Consider the following 23,497-nt stretch of genomic DNA (forward strand, 5'->3'; position numbering starts at 1 on the left):
AGTGGCAGATAATTTAGTCATTGTAGAGTCCCCAGCAAAAGCGAAGACGATTGGTAAATATCTTGGAAAACGATATAAAGTCGTCGCTTCGATGGGTCACCTTAGAGATTTGCCCCGTAGTCAAATTGGTATTGACGTCGAAAACAACTACCAACCAAAATATATAACGATTAGAGGTAAAGGACCTTTACTTCAAGAACTTAAAAAAGAAGCAAAAAAAGCAAAACGAATCTATTTAGCATCGGACCCGGACCGTGAAGGTGAAGCGATCGCGTGGCATTTAGCACACGCTCTCGGTGACGATAAAGAATATCACCGCGTCGTATTTAATGAAATTACAAAAGATGCAGTAAAAAATAGTTTTAAAGAACCGAGAGAAATGGACCAACAACTCGTCGACGCACAGCAAGCACGTCGTATATTAGACAGACTCGTTGGTTATAACATTTCACCAGTATTATGGAAGAAAGTTAAAAAAGGATTATCTGCAGGTCGTGTACAATCAGTTGCATTAAAACTGATTATCGACAGAGAAAATGAAATCCGTAACTTTAAACCAGAAGAATATTGGTCAATTGAAGGTCACTTTAAATATAAGCGCTCGAAATTTACAGGTAAGTTTTATAAGTTAGCGTCTGACGCTAAAAAGACAGAGTTACCAAATGAATCTGTCGTTAAAGACGTTTTAAAGCAAATTAAAGGAGACGACTTTAACGTCGACTCTGTCGAGAAAAAAGAAAAACTGAGATATCCTGCGTATCCATTTACGACTTCTACATTACAACAAGAAGCGGCGCGTAAATTAAATTTCCGTGCACGTAAAACGATGATGCTCGCTCAACAACTGTATGAAGGAATTGACGTAAAAGGACAAGGGACGATTGGTTTAATTACGTATATGAGAACAGACTCTACGCGCGTATCTAACGAAGCCAAGTCTGAAGCATACGGATATATTGAAAACATGTACGGTAAAGAGTTTTTAGGTAAACGTAAAGATAAAAAGTCTGAAGGACAAGATGCGCACGAAGCGGTGCGTCCAACATCTACATTACGTACACCACAAGAAATGAAAGCTTTCTTATCACGTGATCAGTACCGTTTGTACAAACTAATTTGGGACCGTTTCGTCGCTAGTTTAATGGCACCAGCAGTGCTCGATACTGTGCGCGTGGACTTAAACAATAACGGAGTCATCTTTAGAAGTAACGGTTCTACTATTAAATTTAAAGGATTCTTACAAGTATACGAAGAAGGTACAGACGAAAAAGTAGATGCGAAAGAAAATATTATCCCTGAAATTTCTGAAGGTGAAACGGTTACTGCTGAAAAGATCGATTCAAATCAGCACTTTACTCAACCACCACCACGTTACACTGAAGCACGTCTTGTAAAAACGTTAGAAGAGTCAGGTATCGGCCGACCATCTACGTACGCACCGACGATTGAGACGATTCAAAAACGTAACTACGTACGTCTCGACCAGCGTCGTTTTGTTCCAACTGAACTTGGAGAAATCGTTTCTGCACAAGTATCCGATTACTTCCCAGATATTATCGATGTTGATTTTACGAAAGATATGGAAAAACAACTCGACGAAATTGCAGACGGCAACAAAGAGTGGGTAAAAGTGATCGATGACTTTTATAAAGGGTTTAGACCACAAGTTGAAAAAGCTGAATCAGAAATGGAAGAAATCGAAATTAAAGACGAACCCGCAGGCATAGACTGTGAAAAATGTGGCTCGCCAATGGTTTACAAAATGGGACGTTACGGTAAATTTATGGCATGTTCAAACTTCCCAGATTGCCGTAACACAAAACCAATCGTTAAGAAGATCGGTGTAAAATGTCCGACTTGTAAAGAAGGCGAAATCGTTGAACGTAAGTCTAAAAAAGGTCGTATTTTCTACGGATGTGAACGATATCCAGACTGTGACTTCGTATCATGGGATAAGCCAGTCGGTAGAGATTGTCCGAAATGTAACCAGTACTTAGTCGAGCAACGTAAAGGTAAAACGGTCAAGGTAAAATGTTCGAACTGTGATTATGAAGAAGATGCAAACTAAAAATAATCTAGGCTACTAATCTAGCCTAGATTTTTTATGGTGTTTCATAAGAAAAAAGATATTTCAGAAAAATAGTAATTGTGTGCAATTGTCTGTCAAATATATTAAACTATTCAATGGGAATTTTTTTATAACAGTGAGGAGGACTGTGGATGGACTATGTACTCGACTTTTTAGATGTATTAAAGTATCAAAATCAGTATTCTCCAAAAACGATTGAAAGTTATCAACTCGATTTACGCGAGTTTGAATCATTTTTAAACGCGGAACATCTAACGGTAACGACGTTTGAGTCGAGAGATGCACGTAATTATTTAACGTTTATATACGATAAAGACTATAAAAAGACGACGATTAGCCGTAAAATTTCTGCGATTCGTAGTTTTTATAATTATTTAAACGAACGATATATCGTAGAAAACAATCCGGTGAGTCAAGTGTCTTTTCCAAAGCGAGACTCTATGTTACCGGATTTCTTGTATGAAAACCAAATCGATGCTTTGTTTCAGTCACTCGATAAAAACAAAAAGATGTACACGAGAGATCGTGCGTTACTCGAGTTATTATACGGCACAGGAATACGTAGTGCAGAACTATTAAACATCGAAGTTTCTGATATCGACTTTGATCACCGGTTGTTAAAAGTACTCGGTAAAGGGAACAAAGAACGTATCGTACCGTTTAATGAATCTGTAAAAGAAGCGTTACTTGAATATATCGAGACGTTTTCTAAACATATGGAAGAGACAGGTGCTTTTTGGTTAAATTATAATTTGACGAAATTAACTGACCGTGGATTACGCTATATCATCAATAAAGTGATGAAAGAAAGTGCAATAAAAGCATCGCTTCATCCGCATACGTTACGACATACGTTCGCAACGCATATGTTAAATAACGGTGCAGACATACGTGCAGTACAAGAACTACTTGGTCATGAGTCGTTATCGACGACTCAAAAGTATACGCACGTTTCTAAAGAGCAGTTGAGACAAGCGTATTTAAGCGCACATCCACAAAATAATAAGAGGTGACGAAAGTGGCAATTAAAGGAACGACGATATTTGCAGTCAAGCATAAAGGTAAAATGGCGATGGCTGGTGACGGACAAGTTACTTTAGGTAACCAAGTCGTCATGAAACATACCGCGAGAAAAGTGAGACGTTTATATGAAGGAAAAGTTGTCGCTGGATTTGCAGGTAGTGTCGCTGATGCATTTACTTTATATGAAAAATTTGAAGCAAGACTATATGAGTATAACGGTCAACTTGAACGTGCAGCCGTAGAACTTGCGAAAGAGTGGCGTACAGATAAAATGCTCCGCCAACTTGAAGCGATGTTAATCGTTATGAATAAAGATACGATGTTAATCGTTTCAGGTACAGGTGAAGTCATCGAGCCAGACGATGGTATTTTATCGATTGGGTCTGGTGGGAACTTCGCACTCGCTGCAGGACGCGCGATGAAATTACACGGAGACGATTTAGATGCTGAGACGATTGCGCGTGACGCGTTAAAAATCGCTGCAGATATTTGTGTCTTTACAAATGATAATATTATCGTTGAAACGATAGATGCTGAATAGGAGGATATATATTGGTTAGTTTATCTCCAAGAGAAATTGTGTCAAAACTCGACGAAAACATCGTCGGACAATATGAAGCAAAGCGTAAAGTTGCGATAGCGATGAGAAATAGATATCGCCGTATGAAATTAAGTGATGACTTAAAACCTGAAGTCATCCCGAAAAATATATTAATGATCGGACCAACAGGTGTCGGTAAAACAGAAGTCGCAAGACGCATGGCTAAAATTACCGGTGCACCGTTTACGAAAGTTGAAGCGACAAAGTATACAGAAGTCGGTTATGTCGGTCGTGACGTCGAGTCGATGGTGAGAGACTTAGTCGAGACGAGCGTAAAAATGGTGAAAGAAGAATTATTTAAAGGCGTTCGTGAAGAGGCGACGAAATTAGCGAACGAACGTTTAATAAAACTACTCGCACCAGGACGTTTTAAAGAACCGACGTTTAACAATCCGTTTGAAATGCTTTCAAATATGGGTAAAACAGAAGAACCAGTAGAAGAAGTTGATGACACTGTACGTGAAAAACGTCGTAACATCCGCCAGGATTTAGAAGACGGACGTTTAGAAGAGCGTGTCGTTGAAATCGAAGTCGAAGAGAAACAAATGTCGATGATGATGCCAGGTATGGACAATGGTATGGGCGATATGTTACAAAATATGATGCCGAAGAAAAAACGTAAAAAACGTCTGCCAGTAAAACATGCGCGTGAGCATTTAATTAGAGAAGAGTCTGAAGGGCTGATCGACACGGACCTCGTCTATGACCGAGCGATTGAACTCGCTGAAACGTTAGGGATTATCTTTATCGATGAGATGGATAAAATTGCGATGGGGTCAAATAGTCAAGCTGGAGTATCTCGTGAAGGGGTACAACGTGACATTTTACCAATCGTTGAAGGAAGCGTTGTTGAAACGAAATACGGACCGGTGAATACGGAACATATTTTATTTATCGGTGCTGGAGCGTTCCACGTTGCAAAACCGAGTGATTTAATACCAGAGTTACAAGGGCGTTTCCCGATTCGTGTAGAACTCGATAAGTTAAAAGCAGAAGACTTTAAACGTATTTTAACTGAACCAAAACATTCATTATCAAAGCAATATGAAGCACTGCTTGAAACTGAAGGTGTGACGGTCAGTTATACCGATGAAGCGATCGAAGCACTCGCAAATATTGCGTACGACGTAAACTCTACGACGGATGATATCGGTGCAAGACGACTTCATACGATTATGGAAACTCTGCTTGAAGAGTTACTGTTTGAAGCGGATAATATGCACGGTGCACACGTTGAAATTACAGAGAAATACGTAAATGATAAGCTAGACACAATTAAGAGTAGTAAAAACTTAAGTCAATTTATTTTATAAAACGGAGGGCTATTCTATATGCCAACATTATTAGAAAGAGCGAGAGAAATTAATAAGCTCATTCAAGAAAACGTAAAATACGAAGCGTTAGCAGAAAAACTTAGTAGAATATTAGACTGTAACACGTTCATCGTCGCGAGTGATGCGAAGTTACTCGGTTACGGTACGTATCACGAAAGTTTCGATGAAAACAGTCGTATGCACGAATTTTTAGAAAATCGTGAGTTCCCTGAGTATTATATGAACCGTATTATGCGACTACGTGAAACAGAAGAGAATATCGACTTTAGTAATAAGTTAACGATCTTCCCAGAAGAAGTTGCTGAATATAGTAACTCAGAGACGTGCGTCATTCCAATTTTCGGTGGTGGAGATCGCCTTGGAACGCTCGTCGTCGGTAAAAAAGAAGAAAAATTTACCGAAGAAGATCTCGTCTTATGTGAGTACGCAAGTACTGTTGTAGGTATGGAAATGATGAACGAGCGTCAAAAAGAAGTTGAAAAAGAAGCGCGTGACAAAGCGAGCATCGCGATGGCAATCCGTTCATTATCATACTCTGAACGTGAAGCGATCGAACACATTTTTGAAGAGCTCGATGCGTTAGAAGGTTTACTTGTCGCGTCAAAAGTTGCGGATAGAGTCGGGATTACACGTTCAGTTATCGTAAACGCGTTAAGAAAGTTAGAAAGTGCAGGCGTTATTGAATCTCGTTCACTCGGTATGAAAGGGACGTTTATTCGCATTAAAAAGCCAGGATTCTTAAAAGAACTAGAAAAAGATATGTTTTAGTTGAAGCCCTGACTAAACTGTGCTATTATAATAAACGGCTATAAAGCCAATTACACACGTTTTAGCAAGGAGCTAACTGGTGCCGTAACGGTTGTTAGCTAGCGCTAAAGCGGAGGTAAAAACCAAGGAGGAAAATATTCATGGCAGTAATTAGTATGAAACAATTACTTGAAGCTGGTGTTCATTTTGGACACCAAACACGCCGTTGGAACCCGAAGATGAAAAAATACATCTTCACGGAGCGTAACGGTATCTACATTATCGATTTACAACAAACAGTTAAGATGGTTGACGATGCGTACAACTTCATTAAAGAAGTTTCACGTGACGGTGGTAAAGTATTATTCGTCGGTACGAAAAAGCAAGCTCAAGATGCGATTAAAGAAGAAGCAGAGCGTGCAGGTCAACTTTACGTAAACCACAGATGGTTAGGTGGTATCTTAACAAACTTCGATACAATCAAAGGTCGTATCGATAGAATTTCTGAAATCGAAAAAATGGAAGAAGACGGATTATTCGAAGTACTTCCTAAAAAAGAAGTTGCGGAAATCAACAAAGAATATGATCGTTTAATCAAATTCTTAGGTGGAATTCGTGAAATGACAGATATGCCTAAAGTATTATTCGTCGTAGATCCACGTAAAGAATCTATCGCGATTAACGAAGCTAAAATCTTAGGTATCCCAGTCGTTGCAATGGTTGACACTAACTGTGACCCAGACGAAGTGGACTACGTTATCCCTTCTAACGACGATGCGATTCGTGCGGTACGCTTAATGACATCTAAAATGGCTGACGCTGTATTAGAAGGTCAACAAGGTGTATCTAACGAAGATGTTGCAGCTGAACAAAACATCGACTTAACAGAAGAAGAATCAGCTGAAGAAGCATCAGAAACTGAAGAATAATAAACAATTTGGTGATAAGTACTTGTTATTTATCACCTTTTTTAAAACATAAATTGATTTTAAAGAATATGGAGGAACAATAATGGCTAAAATTACAGCTCAATTAGTTAAAGAATTACGTGAAAAAACTGGCGCAGGTATGATGGATTGTAAAAAAGCGTTACAAGAAACTGATGGTAACATCGAAGAAGCAATCCAATACCTACGTGAAAAAGGTATTGCTTCTGCTGGTAAAAAAGCAGACCGTATCGCTACTGAAGGTTTAATTGAAATCGCAGTAGACGGTAACGATGCAGCAATCGTTGAAATTAACGCTGAAACTGACTTCGTTGCACGTAACGAACAGTTCCAAAACTTAGTTAAGAAAATTGCTGAGCATATCGTTAAAACAAAACCAGCTAATCTTGAAGAGTTAAACGCTTCTGAATTAGATGGTCAATCAGTTGAGGAAGTTATGAAATCAGCAATTGCTACAATTGGTGAAAACATGAACATCCGTCGTTTTGAAGTTTTAACTAAGCCAGAAAATGGTGCATTCGGTGAGTACATCCACATGGGTGGTACGATTGGTGTGTTATCTGTAATTGAAGGTTCAACAGACGAAGCAATCGCTAAAGATGTTTCAATGCACGCTGCTGCATTAAATCCTCAATATGCAAAACAAGACGAAGTACCACAAGAAGAGTTAGATAAAGAGCGTGAAGTATTACGTAACCAAGCGCTTGAAGAAGGTAAACCAGAAAACATCGTTGATAAAATGGTTGAAGGAAGAATGCGTAAATTCTTAGAAGAAATCGTCATCGGTTCACAACCATTCGTTAAAGATAGTGACAAAACTGTCGATCAATTCTTAAAAGAAAACAACGCTGAACTCGTTACTTTCGTTCGTTTCGGACTAGGTGAAGGTTTAGAAAAACGTAATGAAGACTTTGCTGCAGAAGTTAAAGGCCAAATGGGTCAGTAATTAAAAAGACACTTCGGTGTCTTTTTTCTATATCAATATATATAACAGTTAAAAGGAATGAAAATCATGAGTTCTTCTAAATATGAACGCATCGTATTAAAACTTTCTGGTGAGGCACTTGCTGGTGGAGAAGGTGTCGGAATTAAACCGGATATCATTAAAAATATCGCAAAGCAAATTAAAGAAGCGAGAGAACTAGATGTAGAAATCGCTGTAATCGTCGGCGGTGGAAACATTTGGCGTGGTAAAACTGGAAGTGACTTAGGTATGGAACGTGGGAACGCAGACTATATCGGTATGCTCGCTACAGTAATGAACTCACTCGCGTTACAAGACAGTTTAGAACAATTAGGTGTTGATACACGCGTATTAACATCGATTGAAATGAAACAAATTGCAGAGCCGTATATTCGACGTCGTGCGATTCGTCACTTAGAAAAAAGACGCGTCGTTATATTTGCAGCAGGAATTGGTAACCCGTACTTCTCAACAGATACAACAGCAGCATTACGTGCAGCTGAAATCAATGCTGACGTTATCTTAATGGGTAAAAATAACGTAGACGGCGTATATTCAGCAGATCCAAAGCACGACGACACAGCGACAAAGTTCGAATCGCTTTCTTATATCGACATGTTACAGAAGAACTTACAAGTGATGGACGCGACAGCAACATCGTTTTGTATGGACAACTCTATCCCACTTGTGGTATTTTCAATTACAGAAGAGGGCAATATCAAACGCGCAGTACTCGGCGAAGATATTGGTACAACGATAACAGATTAAAAGGGAGAAAATAATGGCTAACGACGTATTGAAACAAGCAGAAAAGAAAATGAATGACGCAATTGATGCGTTAAATCGTGAACTTGCAGGAATTCGTACAGCAACAGCAAACGCAAGTCTATTAGACCGCGTATACGTAAACTATTACGGTGCAGACACTCCGCTTCAACAACTTGCGAACATTCAAGTTCCAGAAGCGAGAATGTTAACAGTGACACCGTACGACAAAAGCTCAGTAGACGACGTATTAAAAGCGATTCAATTAGCTGACTTAGGTGTGAACCCAACGTCAGATGGTACGATGATTCGTATTACAATTCCGCAACTAACAGAAGACAGACGTAAAGAATTAACAAAAGACGTTAAAAGCGTTGGTGAAAACTCTAAAGTCGTTATTCGTAACATCCGCCGTGATGCAAACGATACACTAAAGAAACAAGAGAAAGACTCTGAAATTAGTGAAGACGAATTACGTTCATTAGAAGAAGATGTTCAAGATTTAACAAATAAATTTGTGAACATCATCGACGAACGCGTAAAGGAAAAAGAAGCAGACATTATGGAAGTTTAAAAGTTTACAGGTAAGCATTCGCTTACCTGTATTTTTTAATGTTTCTTATGTTAAAATAGATTAATATGTACAGTCTGTACGTTTTTTAATTTTAACTCGGAGGCTACTTATGTTTAATGAGAAAAACTCGACCGATATAAATGGTCCAAACCATGTAGCGATTATCATGGATGGAAACGGCAGATACGCTAAAAGCCTTGGATTACCTCGAGTAAAAGGGCACGAACAAGGTATGGAGGCTGTTCGTCGAATAGTCGTAGCTGCGAATCAATTAAATATAAAGTATTTAACGCTATATGCATTTTCTACAGAGAACTGGTCACGCCCACAAAGTGAAGTATCATTTTTGATGAAGCTTCCTGGAATTTTTATGAACAAATTCTTACCAGAATTGATGAGAGAAAATGTAAAAGTAGAGACGATCGGTGAATTTGATGAATTACCTTTACATACTAAAAAAGCCGTCTCTTATGCCGTCAATAAAACAAAAAACAATACGGGTTTAACGTTAATTTTTGCGCTGAATTACGGTGGTAGAAATGAAATTGTACGCGCTGTAAAAAATATCGCAAAAGACGTAGAAAGAGGGACTATAGAGTCATCAAATATTACTGACGAAACGTTTAGCACGTATTTATATACAAAAGACTATCCGGATCCGGAATTACTCATTCGTACGAGTGGGGAATATCGAATAAGTAACTTTTTATTATGGCAAATTTCGTATAGTGAATTATATTTTACAGATACGTATTGGCCGGAATTATCTGTTGAAGAGTTCAATTCGATTATAGAAAGTTATTGTAAAAGAGACCGAAGATTTGGTGGGTTAAAGGAGGAACGTCACGATGAAAACTAGAGTTATTACAGCAGTTGTCGCGTTACTCATATTTTTACCTCTTGTAATCTACGGCGGTATTCCATTTTTAGCGCTCGTTTACTTAATGTCTTTTGTCGCTTTATACGAAATCTTAAAAATGAATCGAATTCATATTTTCAGTGTGCCGGGTATTATGTCAATTCTCGCGTTGTTTTTAATCCTCGGACCAAATTCGACATTTTTACCAACAGTTGAAGCGTACCGTTTAAATTTACTCATCGGTATTGCGCTCGTTATGTTGTCGTTTACTGTTATATCTAATAACCGATTCTCGTTTGTCGACATGGGATTTTGTGTCATGAGTGTCGCTTATATCGGTATTGGATTTATGTATGCATATGAAACGAGAAATGCTGGTTTGATTTATTTAATGTACGGACTTTTAATCGTATGGACGACAGATACAGGTGCGTATTTATTTGGACGCGCCATTGGTAAGCGAAAATTATGGCCGCGTATCTCACCAAATAAAACGATAGAAGGTGCGCTCGGTGGGCTATTTAGTGCTGCAGTTCTTGCAGTAATATTTTCACTGACGGGTCTTTTAGATAACAATATGTTTTCACTCATCGTTTTAACGGTGATTTTAAGTGCATTTGGTCAAATGGGAGATCTCGTTGAATCTGCATTAAAGAGACATTTTGACGTCAAAGATTCAGGGACAATTTTACCTGGCCACGGTGGTATTCTAGACAGATTCGATAGTTTTATATTCGTTCTACCGTTAATGAATATACTACCGATAATTATTTAGAAGGTGACTTTATGAAAAAAATATCGATATTAGGTGTGACGGGGTCAATTGGAACTCAAACACTAGACGTCATAAGGTATAATAGTGATAAGTTTTCTGTAGAAGCAATTTCTGCAGGTCGAAATATCGAGATGTTAAGGCAAATTATTACAGAGTTTAAACCGAAACTCGTATCAGTCATGGACGAACGAGATGCGACATCTTTAAAAGGTGAGTTTACAGATGTGACATTTACGTACGGAAATGATGGTCTAGTAGACGTTGCGACATATGACGCGGATATATTAGTGACTGCGATATTAGGAAGTGTCGGACTCGTTCCGACGTTACGCGCAATTGAAAAGGGGCGTAAAATCGCTTTAGCTAACAAGGAAACACTCGTCGCAGCAGGTGACATCGTCATGAAGCATGCAAAAGAGTACGGTGCAGAAATTATTCCTGTCGATAGTGAACATTCTGCGATTTTTCAATGTTTAAACGGTGAAGATGTTTCTCAAATTCATCAATTGATTATTACTGCTTCAGGCGGAAGTTTTAGAGATTTAACACGTGAAGAGTTAAAACACGTCACGAAAAAAGATGCGTTAAACCATCCGAACTGGTCGATGGGGCAAAAGATTACGATCGACAGCGCAACGATGATGAATAAAGGTTTAGAAGTCATCGAAGCACATCACTTATTTAATATACCAATCGATAAAATTAAAACGCTAATTCATCGTGAAAGCATTATACACTCGATGGTTGAGTTTACGGATAATAGTATAATCGCTCAACTTGGAAATAGTGATATGCGTACAGCGATTCAATACGCGATGACGTATCCAGACCGTATTTATAAAGACAATCCACTGGATATCAATACGTTATCGACATTAAATTTTGAACCGATGGACTTTAAGCGATTTAAAATGATTCAACTTGCGTATGATGCGTTAAAAGTTGGTGGAACGATGCCAGCGGTTATGAACGCAGCGAATGAGTATGCGGTGAACAGGTTTTTAAACGATGAAATTACATTTTTAGAAATAGAAGATATCGTTGAATCGAGAATGGCACACCATGAGGTTGTACAAAATCCAGACCTCGAAACGATTTTACATTATGATAAGTTATATAAGTCGGACTGGAGGGTTTAACTGTTGGTAGGTATTTTATCTTTTATAGTCGTATTTGGAGTACTCGTTACAGTACATGAACTCGGTCACTTATACTTTGCAAAACGTGCAGGTATCTATTGTCCGGAGTTTGCGATTGGAATGGGACCAAAATTATTTTCATACAGCCATAACGACACGTTATATACAATTCGTTTATTACCAGTCGGAGGATACGTTCGTATGGCAAGTGCGGATATGGAAGTGAACCCTTTAAACAAAGGGATGAGCATCGCACTAAAATTAAACGATTCAAACGAAATTACACACGTATTATTAGATGATAAACATAATTTTAACGACATCGAAGCGGTGGAAGTTATTGACAACGATTTTGTTGAGAAAATGACAGTGACAGCGAATCGCTATAGCGACAATAATATCGTCACGTACACGCTCGCAAAAACAGCGTATTTAGTAGAGAACGGACAATTAGAACGTATCGCAAGCTACGATGAGCGTTTTGAGTCAAAGACACCGTGGCAACGATTTTTAACATTGTTTGCGGGACCATTATTTAACTTCCTACTCGCATTTGTGTTATTTATCTTTTTAGCTTATGTTGTTGGTAAAACAGTCGATACACCGACTGTCGGTGAAGTATCTGAAGGGTCTCCAGCAGAAAAAGCTGGAATTGTCGCTGGTGACGAAGTGAAAGAAGTCAACGGTCAAGTCGTCAGTGACTGGACAGAAATGACACAAACAATCGCAGCAAACGGTGGAGAAGATAAACCGATTACGTTTAAAGTTGAAAACGACGGTAAGGTACGTGAAGTTGACATCGTACCGATGATTGAAGAAACAGAGACACCAACCGGTGACGTTGAGAAACGTTTAATTATCGGTGTGCGTCAAATGATGGCAGAACCTAAAAATATTTTCGAACCGATACTTTGGGGTACTGAAAGAATGATTGAAGTGAGTACGATGTTACTCACGTTACTCGGTCAATTGTTCTTATCGATATTCCAAGGTGAGTTTACATTTGATATGTTAAACGGACCTGTCGGTATTTATAAAGTGACAGAATCTGTCGCACAGCTTGGAATTATTAGTTTAATCGCATTTACTGCGATGATTAGTGTAAACCTAGGGGTAATGAACTTATTACCAATTCCAGCACTTGACGGAGGAAGAATATTATTCGTCTTATACGAAGCGATATTTAGAAAACCGGTAAATAAAAAGGTTGCAATGAATATTCAAATTGCTGGTGTATTATTCGTTATAATGATTATGATCTTAGTGACATGGAATGACATCAAAGTATTTTTCTTAGGGGGATAATTGAATGAGACAATCAAAAATGTTTATACCAACGCAGCGTGAAGTTCCAGCTTCAGCTGAAAGTTTAAGTCACCAGTTAATGTTAAAGTCAGGCATGATTAAACAACTCGCGCGCGGGGTGTATACGTACTTACCAATTACAAAACTCGTACTACAAAACATCGAAAACATCGTACGTGAAGAAATGAACCGTATCGATGGAAACGAAGTTCAAATGCCAGTACTCGCACCGAGAGAATTGTGGGAAGAGTCTGGCCGCTGGGAGAAATATGGTAAAGAATTAATGCGTTTAAAAGACCGTCACGATAGAGACTTTTTACTCGGACCAACACATGAAGAAGTCGTCGTGGACTTAGTGAGAGACGAGTTACGTAGTTATAAACGTCTACCACTCACGATTTACCAAATCCAAACGAAATTCCGTGACGAACTACGCCCACGCTTTGGATTATTACGTGGAAGAGAATTCATTATGAAAGATGCGTATTCGTTCCACATCGACCAAGAGTCACTGTCTAAAACGTATCAAGATATGTACAATGCGTATGAAAAAATATTTACACGTTTCGGTTTAGATTTTAGAGCAGTTGAAGCAGATAGTGGTGCAATCGGTGGTTCACACACTCACGAATTTATGGCGCTATCTGAAATTGGTGAAGATACGATTGTATTCAGTGAAAATAGTGATTATGCTGCAAACATCGAAAAAGCAGCGTGCTTACGTCCTGAAGAAAAAAGCAATGATGCAGAAAAAGACATTGAAAAAGTAGATACACCGAACGTAAAATCATGTAGTGAACTTGCTGATTTACTCGGTATTGATCTAAAAGAAACGACGAAAACGATGGTCGTTAACGTCGACGGTGAATTTAAAATGATCGTACTTCGTGGTGATCACGAGTTAAATACGATTAAATTAAAATCATTCTTTAACTCAAATACAGAGCCAGAGCTTGCAGATCAATCAGATATTTTAGAAATTTTCAATGCACACACAGGATCACTCGGACCAGTTAACAGTAAAATTCCTGTATATATCGATTATCAAGTAGAAGTGATGAAGAACTTCCCAGTTGGTGCGAATGAAGATAATTATCACTTTATCAACGTGAACTTAAAAGACGTTGAGGTCGAAGACGTCGGAGATTTCAGATTCATTACTGAAGGTGAAATGGCACCAGACGGTAGCGGACCAGTGAAGTTTAGAGAAGGTATCGAAGTTGGACAAGTGTTCGAGCTAGGTACTGAATATAGTGAAGCATTAAATTTAACAGTGTTAAACGAACGTGGCCAAAGTGTTCCAGTATTAATGGGATGCTATGGTATTGGTATTTCAAGAGCTTTATCAGCAATCATTGAAAAATACCACGACGAAAATGGAATTATGTGGCCGAAATCTGTCACTCCTTTTGACGTACACATCGTCATGATGAACGTTAAAAAAGAAGAGTTCGTAAATCCAGCTGAAGAATTATACGATTCACTATCTAAACAATATAAAGTGTTACTCGATGACCGTGATGAGCGTGCGGGTGTTAAATTTAACGACTCAGACTTAATCGGCATTCCAGTAAGAGTTGTCGTAGGGCGCGGTATTAAAGATGGTGTCGTTGAAGTGAAATTTAGAAATAGTGAAAAAACGCACGACGTTAAATTAGAAGACTTAGAATCATTTATAAACGAACATTATAACTAACAATACTACAGCGTAAATCGAGAGATTTACGCTTCTTTTTGGAGAGATGCTTTGTGGATTACAACCGGCAATTTAACATACTCTTACAACAGGCAAATATAGAAGACAATGAACAGTTAACTGGCGGGGAACTTAGAAAAGTAATCGTCGACGACAAAACGCGTGAATGGGAGTTTCATATACATTTTGAGACGCTGATCGATTACGCGGTATTTGCGTTTTTAAAGCAAAAAGTCGAAGAGACGTTTCGAAATATCGCAACGGTTCGCTTAAGAGTACATGCTAATGAATTCAAAGAGCGAGACATTTACGAGTATTTAAAAGAAGCGCTAGAAAATATCGAAGTGACTGAAAACTTTAAGCGCCAAATTAACAATTCGAAAATTATGTATAACGACGACACTTTAAAATTTAGTTTTACGAGTGACGTTACTAAAGAATATTTTGAACGAAAAATTAAAAACAATTTAATTTTAGAATATCGTTCATATGGCATCCTCATCTCAGACATCGTGGCAGATGTAGATTTTGATGCACAAACAAAAAACGATGAAAAACTCGATCAAAAAATTACGAATCATACAGAAAAATTATTAGAACAACATAAAAAAGAGAAAGAAAAAGAAGTATCGAAGCCTAAAGAAATCGTTAAGCAAATCGGTAAAAAACTTACGTTTGATGGCGTAAGAAAGATGTATACGATCGAAGATGAAGAATATAACGTCCGATTAGAAGGTGTAATTTTCAGTAAAGACGTGATACATACACGTACTGGAAAGCAAATTTTAAATATGAAAATTACCGACTACACGGATAGCATTCAAGTGAAACGTTTCGGTAACAAAGAAGAAGAAACTAACGTATTCGAAGCGCTGAATAAAGGGGACTGGGTAATCGTCGAAGGAAATATTGAGTACGATGACTTCGCAAAAGACCTTGTCATGAATTTACGTGCGTTAACGATTACTAAACCACCTAAACATGAAGATGATAGTGAAGAGAAGCGTGTCGAACTTCATCTTCATACGATGATGAGTGCGATGGACGGTGTGACGACAATAGAAGATTATATTGACCGCGCGGTTGAATACGGACATCCTGCACTTGCTATAACAGACCATAACAACGTTCAAGCATTCCCGAACGCATATAATTATGCTAAAAGTAAAGGTTTAAAAATGCTCTTTGGTATGGAAGCAAACATCGTCGAAGATAGTGCGAAACTCGCATTTAAAGATAGTCCAGTGCGTTTAGAAGACGCGACGTACGTCGTATTTGACGTTGAGACGACAGGGTTATCTAGTAGATACGATAAAATTATCGAACTCGCAGCAGTTAAAGTACATAACGGTGAAATCATCGACCGTTATGAAAGCTTTATTAATCCGCATGAACCGTTATCAGAGGTCATTAAAAACTTAACAGGTATTACAGATTCGATGTTAGAAAACGAACGTGAATTTGAAGATGTTCTCCCTGAATTTAGAGAGTGGGTCGGGGATGCGATATATGTCGCACATAACGCGACGTTTGACATGGGCTTCATTGATACGGCGTTCACTAAGCTTGGGTTTGGTCCGTCAGATAACCCTGTCATCGACACGTTAGAGATTACGAGAGTACTCAATAAAGACTTAAAACGTCATAACTTAGCAGCACTTGCTAAACATTATAACGTCGAACTCGTCAGTCACCATAGAGCGATCTACGACGCAGAAGCGACAGGTTTTATATTTATAAAGATGTTAGCGCAGTTAAAGAATGCGGGCATTGCCACACATCAGGATATTAATACGCTCGCTAGAGATGATGCGTTTAAGTTAAGTAAACCGAGCCACGCGACAATTTTAGTTAAAAACCAAATCGGTTTAAAAAACTTATTTAAAATTGTTTCAGATAGTTTAACAGATAGTTTTTACCAAGTACCGCGAGTGAGAAAGCACTTTTTAGACGCTCACCGTGAAGGGTTAATTATCGGAAGTGCGTGTGATAACGGAGAAGTGTTTCGAACGTTATTAGAAAAGTCATATGACGATGCACTTAAAAAAGCACGTTACTATGACTATTTAGAAGTGTTCCCGAAAGACTTATATGTTCATCTCTATGAACGCGAGTTAATTCGAGATGACGATATGTACGAAGAACTCATTCATAACATGATTAAAATCGGAGACGAATTATCGATTCCAGTCGTCGCGACAGGAAACGTTCATTATCTCGATAAAAAAGATAAAATTCGTCGCGAAATTATCATTAAAGGAAACCCTGGGAATCCGTTATCCCGACAAACGTTACCGGAAGCTCATTTTAGAACGACGACTGAAATGCTTGAGGACTTTTCGTTTTTAGGTGACGAACTTTCACGAAAAATTGTCATTGAAAATACGAACGAAATTAGTCGTTCGATCGACGAAGTCGAAGTCATTAAAAACGGATTATTCACACCAGAAATTGAAAATGCAAACGAAGAAGTTAAGGAGTTAACGTATTCAACAGCAAAAGAGATTTACGGTGATCCATTACCAGAAATCATCGAAGCACGTTTAGAAAAAGAGTTAAACAGTATTATCTCAAACGGATTTGGCGTCGTGTACCTAATCTCACAAAAGCTCGTTAAAAAATCACTCGATGACGGCTACTTAGTAGGTAGTCGTGGTTCAGTTGGTTCAAGTTTAGTCGCGACGATGATGGGGATTACTGAAGTTAACCCAATGCCGCCGCACTATATTTGTCCGAAGTGTAAGCATAGTGAGTTTTTCGACGATGGTAAATATAACTCAGGATTTGACTTACCCGACAAAAAATGTGAGAAGTGTAATGTCGAATTCATTAAAGAAGGTCAGGATATTCCGTTTGAAACGTTTTTAGGATTTAAAGGGGATAAAGTTCCAGATATCGATTTAAACTTTAGTGGAGAATATCAAGCGACAGCACATAACTACACGAAAGAACTATTCGGTGTAGACTACGTCTACCGTGCAGGAACGATTTCTACACTCGCAGATAAGACTGCATTCGGATACGTGAATGGATATATGAATGATCACGGACTTCATAAACGTAAAGCAGAAATCGATAGACTATCAAGCGAAAGTGAAGGGATTAAACGTACGACAGGTCAGCACCCAGGGGGAATTATCGTTATCCCGGATTCTATGGACGTCTTTGATTTTACGCCAATTCAATATCCAGCAGACGATACGTCGAGTGAATGGCGTACGACACACTTTGACTTCCATAGTATCGACGAAAACGTCTTAAAACTCGATATCCTTGGTCACGTTGATCCGACGATGATTCGTATGCTCGAAGATTTAACAGGCGTGGATCCGAAGACGATTCGAATCGACGACGAAGATACGATGAAACTATTTGAAGGTCCAGAAGTACTCGGTGTAAGTCGAGATGACATTATGAGTAATACTGGAACGTACGGCGTACCTGAATTCGGAACACCTTTTGTTCGTGAAATGTTAGAAGATACAAAACCAAATACATTTGGTGAGCTCGTTCAAATCTCGGGATTATCACACGGTACAGACGTTTGGCTAGGAAATGCGCAGGATTTAATCCGAAAAGGAATTTGTGACATTTCAACAGTTATCGGGTGTCGTGACGATATAATGGTTACTTTAATGTATAAAGGACTCGAGCCGAGTTTAGCGTTTAAAATTATGGAGAGTGTACGTAAAGGACGCGGACTTCAACCAGAGTGGATTGAAGCGATGAAAGCAAATGGGGTAGAAGATTGGTATATCGATTCTTGCTTAAAAATTAAGTACATGTTCCCGAAAGCACACGCAGCAGCGTACGTACTTATGGCAGTAAGAATTGCGTACTTTAAAGTGCATTATCCTAAAGAATATTACGCGACATATTTAAGTGTACGTGCAGCTGACTTTGATTTAATGACGATGACAAAAGACAAGTCGACAATTCGTACGCGCGTAAAAGAGATGAAAGACAACTATAATGAGTTAACGAAAAAAGAAAAAGACTTATTAATCGTTTTAGAAATTGTGAATGAGATGAGACATCGTGATATTAATATGTTACCGGTCAATATCGAAAAATCTCATCCAGAGCACTTCATTATAGAAGGCGATGCTTTAATCCCACCGTTTACTGCAGTACCAGGACTCGGGCTAAGTGTTGCAAGAAATATTGCTGAAGTGAGAAAACATGACCACTTTATAAGTAAAGAAGATTTAAATAAAAAAGCTGGAGTATCCCAAAAAGTGATCGATTATTTAACAGAACTTGGAAGTTTAGATCATTTACCAGATAAAGCACAGCTTTCTATATTCGACTTATAAATAATGATGTGTTATAATTAACTAGAAATAAAATGTTGTGGATTTGGAAAAGAGCGCACCATCGTGTCCGCTCTTTTCTTATGTTTTAAGCGAGGTGAACGTATCGGTGAATAAAAAAGAATTACACATATTTGAATTAGCAGAACCGGTTGTAGAATCATTGGACTACTCATTAATTGAAGTGGAGTACAAAAAAGAAGGTAAAGATTGGTTTTTAAGATTTTATTTAGACAAACCAGGTGGAATTACGTTAGATGATTGCGTACGTGGCAGTGAAGTACTTGCTGAGAAATTAGACGAATGGGATATTATCGACGGTCATTATTTCCTCGATGTCTCTTCACCAGGTGCAGAGCGTCCAATCAAAACTGAAAAAGATTTAGAGACGACTTTAAACAATGGTATTTATGTAAAAACGTACCAGCATATCGATGGTGAACAAGAATGGACAGGGATACTCACAGAGTACGATGACAGTTCGGTAACGATTAAGTATCGCGATAAAACGCGCGAAAAGACTGTAACAGTCGATCGTGACAAAATTGCTGTAATTCGTAAAGCTGTATTAGTTTGAATGGAGGAATAGTAGTGAATCAGGAATTACTGAATGCAATAGAATATATTCAAAAAGAAAAGAACATCCCAGTAGAAGTACTCGTTGAAGCAATTGAAGCGGCACTTTTAACTGCGTATAAAAGAAATTATAAAGAACATAAAAACGTCCGTGTAGAAATTAATATGGACACAGGAAACTACCGCGTTGTATCTAGAAAAGACGTCGTTGAGGAAGTAGAAGACGACACAGCAGAGATCGATTTACTCACAGCGAGAGAATACAACCCAGCATATGAAGTCGGTGACCCGTTTGATGAAGACGTAACACCTTCAGACTTTAACCGTGTCGGTGCACAAGCTGCGAAACAAGCAGTTATGCAAAGAATTCGAGATGCTGAACGTGAAATTTTATATGAAGAGTTTATAGATAAAGAAGATGAGTTATTAATCGGAACAGTCGATAGAGTCGACAGTCGTTTCGTATACGTCACACTTGGTAACACGGATGCTGTATTACCAGAGTCAGAGCGTATGGCAAATGAAGTCTACAAAACTGGCGATAAAATTCGCGTCTATTTAAACAAAGTAGAACAAACGACACGTGGACCACAAATTTACGTCTCACGTACACATCCAAATCTTTTAAAACGACTCTTCGAAGAAGAAGTTCCAGAAATTTATGACGGAACAGTACTGATTATGAGTGTCGCAAGAGAAGCTGGCGAACGTTCTAAAATTTCAGTATACGCTGAAAACGAAAACGTCGATGCAGTTGGGTCATGTGTTGGTGCAAGAGGTGCCCGCGTTGAAGCAATCGTCGACGAGTTATCAGGTGAAAAAATCGACATCGTATTATATGACAAAGATCCTAAAGTATACGTTAAAAACGCATTATCACCGTCAGAAGTGGTCGACGTAATTATTAATGAAGATGAAAAATCAACGACAGTCGTTGTACCAGATCACCAGTTATCACTCGCAATTGGTAAACGTGGTCAAAACGCACGACTTGCTGCGAAGTTAACAGGCTGGAAGATCGATATCGTTTCAGAATCTGAATTTAACGGTAATACTGAGGATGAAGAAACTTTAGAAGAAACTGAAGTAGAAGAGTAGAGGTGTGACGTTTATGGCACGAAAAATTCCGATGAGAAAAGATATTTTATCTGGTGAAATGTTTAAAAAACAAGATCTTATACGAATCGTTAAAACGAAAGACGGCGAAGTATTTGCAGATGAAACTGGAAAGAAAAACGGTCGTGGTGCCTACGTCGTCAAAGATTTAGAAAAAGTAAACGATGCACGTGACAAAAGGGTTTTAGAAAGTAAACTCGGTGTATCAACAGAGGTGTTAGGCCCAGTGTATGACGAAATTATTCGTCTCATATACCGCGAGGATATTCCGAAGCGATGAATAAAGAGTTAAATTTACTCGGACTTGCAACACGTGCAGGAAAAGTAATTAACGGTGAACCTCTAACTTTAGATGGTATTAAACGTAAATCAGTGAAACTTGTTTACTTAGCAAGTGACGCTGGGAATAGTACAAAAAAGAGAATACGCGATAAAACAACAACTCAGTCAATTCCTTTAATTGAAGATTATACTAATCACGAGCTTTCACAAAGCACTGGAGCATATAACCGAGTGGTTCTCGGTGTGACAGATGTTGGCTTTAAAAAGAAGTTGTTAGAGTTGAATGAGAAAGGAACGTGATTCAATGAGTAAGATTAGAATTCATGAATACGCGAAACAACATAACTTACAAAGTAAAGAAGTTATAAATACTTTAAACGAGAGTGGAAAAGACTTTAGCTCTCATATGCAGACGTTAAACGATGATGACGTTAAACTATTAGACCAAAAGTTTGTTAAAAAAGAAAAGAAAAATGACAAACCAAAACAAAACAAAGATAAAAAACATAAACATAACAATAAAAAGCAAGACAATAAAAAGAACGTAAACAAAAAGAATGACAAAAAGAATAAGCAGCAAAAGCAACAACCAAAACAACAAGAAAAGCCTGTAAAAGAAGCTAAAGCTGAGGTTCAAGGTGAAAAGACGTTTACGTATGAAGAAGGAATTACAGTCGGTGAGCTTGCTTCAAAAATTAATGTCGACGCATCAAAAGTCGTTAAAGACTTATTTATGCTCGGAATTATGACAAACATCAACCAAAGTTTAGATGACGAAGCGGTTGAAATCGTCGCAGATAACTACGGCTATACAGCTGAAAAAGAAGAAGTTATCGACGACACGGACCTCGATATTTACTTCGATTTAGAAAACGAAGAGTTAACAGAAGAGCGTCCAGCGATCGTTACGATTATGGGACACGTTGACCACGGTAAAACGACGCTACTTGACTCAATCCGTAACGCAAACGTAACGAGTGGAGAAGCGGGTGGAATCACTCAGCATATCGGTGCATACCAAATTCATTGGAACGGTAAAGATATTACATTTTTAGATACACCAGGACACGAAGCGTTCACTACGATGCGTGCACGTGGTGCTCAAGTGACAGACTTAACAGTACTAGTCGTCGCAGCAGATGACGGTGTAATGCCTCAAACAATCGAAGCGTTAAACCATGCTAAAGCTGCAGAGACACCAATTATCGTAGCAGTAAACAAAATCGATAAGCCAACAGCAAATCCTGACCGCGTCATGACTGAACTCGGTGAACACGGATTATTCCCAGAAGACTGGGGTGGAGATACGATCTTCGTACCACTTTCAGCATTAACTGGTGAAGGAATCGATGATTTACTTGAAATGATTACACTAGTCAGTGAAGTCGAAGAGTTAAGCACAAAATCTGACCGCGACGCGATTGGTACAGTAATCGAAGCAGAGCTCGACAAATCACGTGGACCTGTAGCGACGCTACTCGTTCAGCACGGTACGTTACATGTTGGAGATTCTTTAGTTGTTGGAAATACGTTCGGTAAAGTACGTGCGATGACAAACGACTTAGGTGAAAGAATCCAAACAGCTGGACCATCATTACCAGTTGAAATTACTGGTTTAAACGATATTCCACAAGCTGGCGACAGATTCGTCGTCTTTGAAGACGATAAAAAGGCACGTTCTATCGGTGAAAAACGCCGTGAAGACAAAATTATGCGCGACCGCGAGTCTACAAATAAGATTAGTTTAGATAACTTATTTGAAACGCTTAAAGAAGGCGAGTTAAAAGACTTAAACTTAATTCTTAAAGCGGACGTTCAAGGTACAGTAGAAGCTCTTGCAGCGTCACTCATGAAGATTGACGTTGAAGGTGTAAATATCCGAATTATCCATACAGGTGTTGGAGCAATTAACGAATCAGACGTTACACTTGCAAACGCATCGAACGCGATTATTATCGGATTTAACGTACGTCCAGATGCAAACGCACGTCGTACAGCAGAAAACGAAAAAGTAGACATTCGTCTACACCGCGTAATCTATAAAGCATTAGAAGAAATAGAGCAAGCAATGAAAGGTATGCTCGACCCTGAATACGAAGAAGAAGTCATTGGATACGCAGAAGTACGTCAAACGATTAAAGTTTCTAAAATCGGTACAATCGCTGGTTCTTACGTGACTGAAGGTAAGATTACTAGAGACGCAGGCGTTCGTGTAATCCGTGAAGGTGTCGTCATCTTTGAAGGTGAACTCGATTCACTGAAACGATTTAAAGACGACGCAAAAGAAGTTGCTTCAGGATACGAATGTGGGATTACGATCAAAAACTTTAACGATATTAAAGAGGGCGACCAAATCGAAGCGTTCCAAATGGTTGAAGTTAGGAGAGTTTAA

Annotated in this window: 20 protein-coding genes; all 20 read left to right on the forward strand. The window is 38.6% G+C overall.

From position 1 onward, the window contains the following. Nucleotide 1 precedes the first annotated feature (1 nt). Entirely contained in the window at nucleotides 2–2,068 is a 2,067-nt protein-coding gene (topA, locus tag HMPREF3029_RS08035; RefSeq protein WP_070710365.1) for a type I DNA topoisomerase, read from the forward strand. A 152-nt stretch (nucleotides 2,069–2,220) separates the two neighbouring features. Further along, entirely contained in the window at nucleotides 2,221–3,102 is an 882-nt protein-coding gene (gene xerA, locus HMPREF3029_RS08040; RefSeq protein ID WP_070710366.1) for a site-specific tyrosine recombinase/integron integrase, read from the forward strand. A gap of 5 nt (nucleotides 3,103–3,107) precedes the next feature. Continuing rightward, complete coding sequence (gene hslV / locus HMPREF3029_RS08045; protein ID WP_040929147.1) at nucleotides 3,108–3,653, forward strand: ATP-dependent protease subunit HslV; 546 nt, start codon at nucleotides 3,108–3,110, stop codon at nucleotides 3,651–3,653. An 8-nt stretch (nucleotides 3,654–3,661) separates the two neighbouring features. Beyond that, nucleotides 3,662–5,026, forward strand: a complete 1,365-nt coding sequence (hslU, locus tag HMPREF3029_RS08050) for an ATP-dependent protease ATPase subunit HslU (protein ID WP_070710367.1) — start codon at nucleotides 3,662–3,664, stop codon at nucleotides 5,024–5,026. An 18-nt stretch (nucleotides 5,027–5,044) separates the two neighbouring features. Further along, nucleotides 5,045–5,815, forward strand: a complete 771-nt coding sequence (gene codY, locus HMPREF3029_RS08055; protein WP_070622094.1) for a GTP-sensing pleiotropic transcriptional regulator CodY — start codon at nucleotides 5,045–5,047, stop codon at nucleotides 5,813–5,815. A 140-nt stretch (nucleotides 5,816–5,955) separates the two neighbouring features. Continuing rightward, nucleotides 5,956–6,723: a 30S ribosomal protein S2 gene (rpsB, locus tag HMPREF3029_RS08060; protein ID WP_070710368.1), complete on the forward strand. Its 768-nt coding sequence runs from the start codon at nucleotides 5,956–5,958 to the stop codon at nucleotides 6,721–6,723. 82 nt (nucleotides 6,724–6,805) lie between these two features. Next, complete coding sequence (tsf, locus tag HMPREF3029_RS08065; RefSeq protein WP_068130499.1) at nucleotides 6,806–7,687, forward strand: translation elongation factor Ts; 882 nt, start codon at nucleotides 6,806–6,808, stop codon at nucleotides 7,685–7,687. Between the two features lie 63 nt (nucleotides 7,688–7,750). Beyond that, entirely contained in the window at nucleotides 7,751–8,473 is a 723-nt protein-coding gene (pyrH, locus tag HMPREF3029_RS08070; protein ID WP_144265451.1) for a UMP kinase, read from the forward strand. Nucleotides 8,474–8,486: 13 nt separating this feature from the next. Next, nucleotides 8,487–9,044: a ribosome recycling factor gene (frr, locus tag HMPREF3029_RS08075; RefSeq protein WP_068130493.1), complete on the forward strand. Its 558-nt coding sequence runs from the start codon at nucleotides 8,487–8,489 to the stop codon at nucleotides 9,042–9,044. A gap of 109 nt (nucleotides 9,045–9,153) precedes the next feature. Further along, complete coding sequence (locus tag HMPREF3029_RS08080) at nucleotides 9,154–9,903, forward strand: isoprenyl transferase (protein WP_070457742.1); 750 nt, start codon at nucleotides 9,154–9,156, stop codon at nucleotides 9,901–9,903. Further along, complete coding sequence (locus tag HMPREF3029_RS08085; RefSeq protein WP_068130488.1) at nucleotides 9,893–10,678, forward strand: phosphatidate cytidylyltransferase; 786 nt, start codon at nucleotides 9,893–9,895, stop codon at nucleotides 10,676–10,678. Before HMPREF3029_RS08080 ends, HMPREF3029_RS08085 begins: the two co-directional genes overlap by 11 nt. A gap of 11 nt (nucleotides 10,679–10,689) precedes the next feature. After that, nucleotides 10,690–11,817 carry a 1-deoxy-D-xylulose-5-phosphate reductoisomerase gene (gene dxr / locus HMPREF3029_RS08090; RefSeq protein ID WP_070710370.1) on the forward strand — a complete coding sequence of 376 codons (1,128 nt, stop codon included), beginning with the start codon at nucleotides 10,690–10,692 and terminating at the stop codon, nucleotides 11,815–11,817. Next, nucleotides 11,818–13,122 carry an RIP metalloprotease RseP gene (gene rseP / locus HMPREF3029_RS08095; protein WP_070710371.1) on the forward strand — a complete coding sequence of 435 codons (1,305 nt, stop codon included), beginning with the start codon at nucleotides 11,818–11,820 and terminating at the stop codon, nucleotides 13,120–13,122. Nucleotides 13,123–13,126: 4 nt separating this feature from the next. Continuing rightward, complete coding sequence (locus tag HMPREF3029_RS08100; protein WP_070710372.1) at nucleotides 13,127–14,818, forward strand: proline--tRNA ligase; 1,692 nt, start codon at nucleotides 13,127–13,129, stop codon at nucleotides 14,816–14,818. Between the two features lie 38 nt (nucleotides 14,819–14,856). After that, nucleotides 14,857–19,134, forward strand: coding sequence for a PolC-type DNA polymerase III (locus tag HMPREF3029_RS08105; protein WP_371327390.1), 4,278 nt, complete (start codon nucleotides 14,857–14,859; stop codon nucleotides 19,132–19,134). Between the two features lie 106 nt (nucleotides 19,135–19,240). Continuing rightward, nucleotides 19,241–19,708 (forward strand): ribosome maturation factor RimP, encoded by a 468-nt coding sequence (rimP, locus tag HMPREF3029_RS08110; RefSeq protein WP_040929136.1) that lies wholly within the window; start codon nucleotides 19,241–19,243, stop codon nucleotides 19,706–19,708. 14 nt (nucleotides 19,709–19,722) lie between these two features. Next, the gene (nusA, locus tag HMPREF3029_RS08115) at nucleotides 19,723–20,805 is read left to right on the forward strand and encodes a transcription termination factor NusA (RefSeq protein ID WP_083315020.1); all 1,083 of its coding nucleotides are present in this window, start codon (nucleotides 19,723–19,725) and stop codon (nucleotides 20,803–20,805) included. A 13-nt stretch (nucleotides 20,806–20,818) separates the two neighbouring features. Continuing rightward, a complete protein-coding gene (gene rnpM, locus HMPREF3029_RS08120; RefSeq protein ID WP_070710374.1) occupies nucleotides 20,819–21,103 on the forward strand; it encodes an RNase P modulator RnpM in 285 nt (94 codons plus the stop codon). Further along, a complete protein-coding gene (locus tag HMPREF3029_RS08125; RefSeq protein ID WP_068130470.1) occupies nucleotides 21,100–21,405 on the forward strand; it encodes a L7Ae/L30e/S12e/Gadd45 family ribosomal protein in 306 nt (101 codons plus the stop codon). The genes rnpM and HMPREF3029_RS08125 overlap by 4 nt, the downstream gene beginning before the upstream one ends. 4 nt (nucleotides 21,406–21,409) lie before the next feature. After that, nucleotides 21,410–23,497 carry a translation initiation factor IF-2 gene (gene infB, locus HMPREF3029_RS08130; RefSeq protein WP_070457752.1) on the forward strand — a complete coding sequence of 696 codons (2,088 nt, stop codon included), beginning with the start codon at nucleotides 21,410–21,412 and terminating at the stop codon, nucleotides 23,495–23,497.

The sequence above is a fragment of the Nosocomiicoccus sp. HMSC059G07 genome (assembly GCF_001815515.1).
GTDB classification, from domain to species: Bacteria; Bacillota; Bacilli; order Staphylococcales; family Salinicoccaceae; genus Nosocomiicoccus; species Nosocomiicoccus ampullae_A.

Coding starts and splice junctions, on each gene's coding strand:
- xerA (WP_070710366.1), top strand. CDS start 2,221: ATGGACTATGTACTCGACTTTTTAGATGTATTAAAGTATCAAAATCAG.
- codY (WP_070622094.1), top strand. CDS start 5,045: ATGCCAACATTATTAGAAAGAGCGAGAGAAATTAATAAGCTCATTCAA.
- rpsB (WP_070710368.1), top strand. CDS start 5,956: ATGGCAGTAATTAGTATGAAACAATTACTTGAAGCTGGTGTTCATTTT.
- tsf (WP_068130499.1), top strand. CDS start 6,806: ATGGCTAAAATTACAGCTCAATTAGTTAAAGAATTACGTGAAAAAACT.
- frr (WP_068130493.1), top strand. CDS start 8,487: ATGGCTAACGACGTATTGAAACAAGCAGAAAAGAAAATGAATGACGCA.
- HMPREF3029_RS08080 (WP_070457742.1), top strand. CDS start 9,154: ATGTTTAATGAGAAAAACTCGACCGATATAAATGGTCCAAACCATGTA.
- HMPREF3029_RS08085 (WP_068130488.1), top strand. CDS start 9,893: ATGAAAACTAGAGTTATTACAGCAGTTGTCGCGTTACTCATATTTTTA.
- dxr (WP_070710370.1), top strand. CDS start 10,690: ATGAAAAAAATATCGATATTAGGTGTGACGGGGTCAATTGGAACTCAA.
- HMPREF3029_RS08100 (WP_070710372.1), top strand. CDS start 13,127: ATGAGACAATCAAAAATGTTTATACCAACGCAGCGTGAAGTTCCAGCT.
- rnpM (WP_070710374.1), top strand. CDS start 20,819: ATGGCACGAAAAATTCCGATGAGAAAAGATATTTTATCTGGTGAAATG.
- HMPREF3029_RS08125 (WP_068130470.1), top strand. CDS start 21,100: ATGAATAAAGAGTTAAATTTACTCGGACTTGCAACACGTGCAGGAAAA.
- infB (WP_070457752.1), top strand. CDS start 21,410: ATGAGTAAGATTAGAATTCATGAATACGCGAAACAACATAACTTACAA.